Annotated in this window: 2 protein-coding genes; both read right to left on the reverse strand. The window is 58.2% G+C overall.

Annotation, left to right across the window (positions count from 1 at the left end; translation table 11 throughout):
- Nucleotides 1-617, reverse strand: a 617-nt coding sequence (rsmG, locus tag ACIP66_RS28485; protein ID WP_400652607.1) for a 16S rRNA (guanine(527)-N(7))-methyltransferase RsmG, incomplete at its 3' end; no start/stop codon positions are given.
- Nucleotides 614-2,512, reverse strand: a complete 1,899-nt coding sequence (mnmG, locus tag ACIP66_RS28490) for a tRNA uridine-5-carboxymethylaminomethyl(34) synthesis enzyme MnmG (protein WP_400652610.1) — start codon at nucleotides 2,510-2,512, stop codon at nucleotides 614-616. The genes mnmG and rsmG, both read right to left, overlap by 4 nt.
- Between the last annotated feature and the right edge of the window lie 13 nt (nucleotides 2,513-2,525).

Genomic DNA, 2,525 nt, shown 5'->3' on the forward strand with positions numbered 1-2,525 from the left:
GGGCGTTGGCCGTGGCAACCGGGTACGGCCAGGGCGTGTTCGCTATCGAGTTTGAAGTCTGCCGGCAATGCTACCAGCTCATCGGCCGGATGAACGCCCTTCATTGCCAGCCAGCGTGTATCGGCATCGCCCAAGTGGCGAGTCCAGTTGGTGAAGTTCTCCATGCTGCTGAACGCCCGGGAAATGATCCCGTTGAACGGTTGCGCAGGCTGGAACGCTTCGACACGACTGTGGATAACTTGCAGGTTATCCAGTTTGAGTTCGAGTTTGACCTGAGTCAGGAAGCGGGTTTTCTTGCCGTTGCTGTCCAGACAGGTCACTTGCGAGTCCGGGTACAGGATCGCCAACGGGATCCCCGGCATGCCGCCGCCGCTGCCGACGTCGAGCCAGCGACCGTTTTCGATGAACGACATCACGCTGAGACTATCGAGCAAGTGGCGCGAAACCATTTCGTCCGGATCGCGCACAGCGGTCAGGTTGTAGGCCTGGTTCCATTTGATCAACAGGGCCAGATAACCCAGCAGCAATTCGTGCTGGGTTTCAGTGAGGTTGACACCGAGCTCGCGGGCTCCTGTGGATAACTCTTCGGCGTGTTGCGAAGTGACCTTAGAACTCAAGCGCTTTGCTCCAACTGACGGCCCGCGCCGCGTTTTTTCAAATGAATCATCAACAGCGAAATCGCTGCCGGGGTCACGCCCGGGATCCGCGAAGCCTGGCCTAGCGTCTCTGGTCGAGTCGCGCCGAGCTTGCTCTGGATCTCCTTGGAGAGACCGGAAATGTTGGTGTAATCGATATCCACAGGCAATTTCGTGTCTTCACTGGCGCGCAGACGGGCGATTTCGTCCTGTTGACGATCAATGTAACCGGCGTATTTGGTCTTGATTTCAACCTGCTCGGCAACCTGTGGATCTTCGGCGCCGTTGCCGGTCACTTCGACCAGACCAGCGTAGTCGATTTCCGGACGGCTCAAGAGGTTGAGCAAGTTGTATTCGTGAGTCAGCGGCGTACCGAATTTTTCGGCAATCGCATCGCCCTGCTGCGTGTTCGGGCGAACCCAAGTGCTTTTCAGGCGCTGCTCTTCGAGTTCGATGCTTTCGCGTTTCTTGCAGAAGGCCGCCCAACGCGCGTCATCGACCAGACCGAGCTCGCGACCTTTTTCGGTCAGACGCAGGTCGGCGTTGTCCTCGCGCAGGATCAAGCGGTACTCGGCACGGGAAGTGAACATGCGGTACGGCTCTTGGGTACCGAGGGTGATCAGGTCGTCGACCAAAACACCGATGTAGGCTTCATCGCGACGCGGGCACCAGGCTTCTTTGCCCTTGGCGCGCAGTGCGGCGTTGGCGCCAGCGAGCAAACCTTGAGCGCCGGCTTCTTCGTAACCGGTGGTGCCGTTGATTTGTCCGGCAAAGAACAGACCGCCGATGACTTTGGTCTCGAGGCTGTACTTCAGGTCGCGCGGATCGAAGTAGTCGTACTCGATCGCATAACCCGGACGCACGATGTGCGCGTTTTCCATGCCGCGAATCGATTGCACGATCTGCAATTGCACGTCGAACGGCAAGCTTGTGGATATCCCGTTCGGATACAGCTCATGGGTGGTCAAACCTTCCGGTTCGATAAACACCTGATGGCTTTCCTTGTCGGCAAAGCGGTGGATCTTGTCTTCGATCGACGGGCAATAGCGCGGGCCGATGCCTTCGATTTCACCGGCAGCGGAATACATCGGCGAACGATCGAGGTTCGCGGCGATGATTTCGTGGGTGCGGGCGTTGGTGTGAGTAATCCAGCAGCTGACCTGGCGTGGATGCTGTTCCTTGTTGCCCATGAACGACATCACTGGGATCGGCGTATCGCCCGGTTGCTCGGTCATCACCGAGAAATCCACAGATTTGCCATCAATACGCGGCGGTGTGCCGGTTTTCAGGCGCCCGACACGCAGTGGCATTTCACGCAGACGGTGTGCCAGGGCGATCGACGGCGGATCACCGGCACGGCCGCCGGAAAAATTCTGCAAACCGATGTGGATAAGTCCACCGAGAAACGTACCGGTGGTCAACACCACTGAATCGGCGAAGAACCGCAGACCCATTTGCGTGACAACACCACGGACTTGTTCCTGCTCGACGATCAGGTCATCAGCGGCTTGTTGAAATATCCACAGGTTCGGCTGGTTTTCCAGGATTTCGCGGACAGCGGCTTTATACAAAATCCGGTCAGCTTGCGCACGGGTCGCCCGTACGGCTGGGCCTTTGCGGCTGTTCAACACGCGAAACTGGATGCCGCCCTTATCCGTAGCCATGGCCATCGCGCCGCCGAGGGCGTCGATTTCCTTGACCAGATGACTTTTGCCAATGCCACCGATGGCCGGGTTGCAACTCATGGCACCGAGGGTTTCCACGTTATGCGTCAGCAACAGGGTTTTTGCCCCCATACGTGCTGAGGCCAGTGCTGCCTCGGTACCGGCATGACCGCCGCCGAAGACGAACACTTCAAACCCGCAAGGGAAATACACCCCGCACCTCGTG

This window comes from Pseudomonas sp. NPDC088429 (assembly GCF_044753305.1).
In the GTDB taxonomy this organism is placed as follows: Bacteria; Pseudomonadota; Gammaproteobacteria; order Pseudomonadales; family Pseudomonadaceae; genus Aquipseudomonas; species Aquipseudomonas rustica.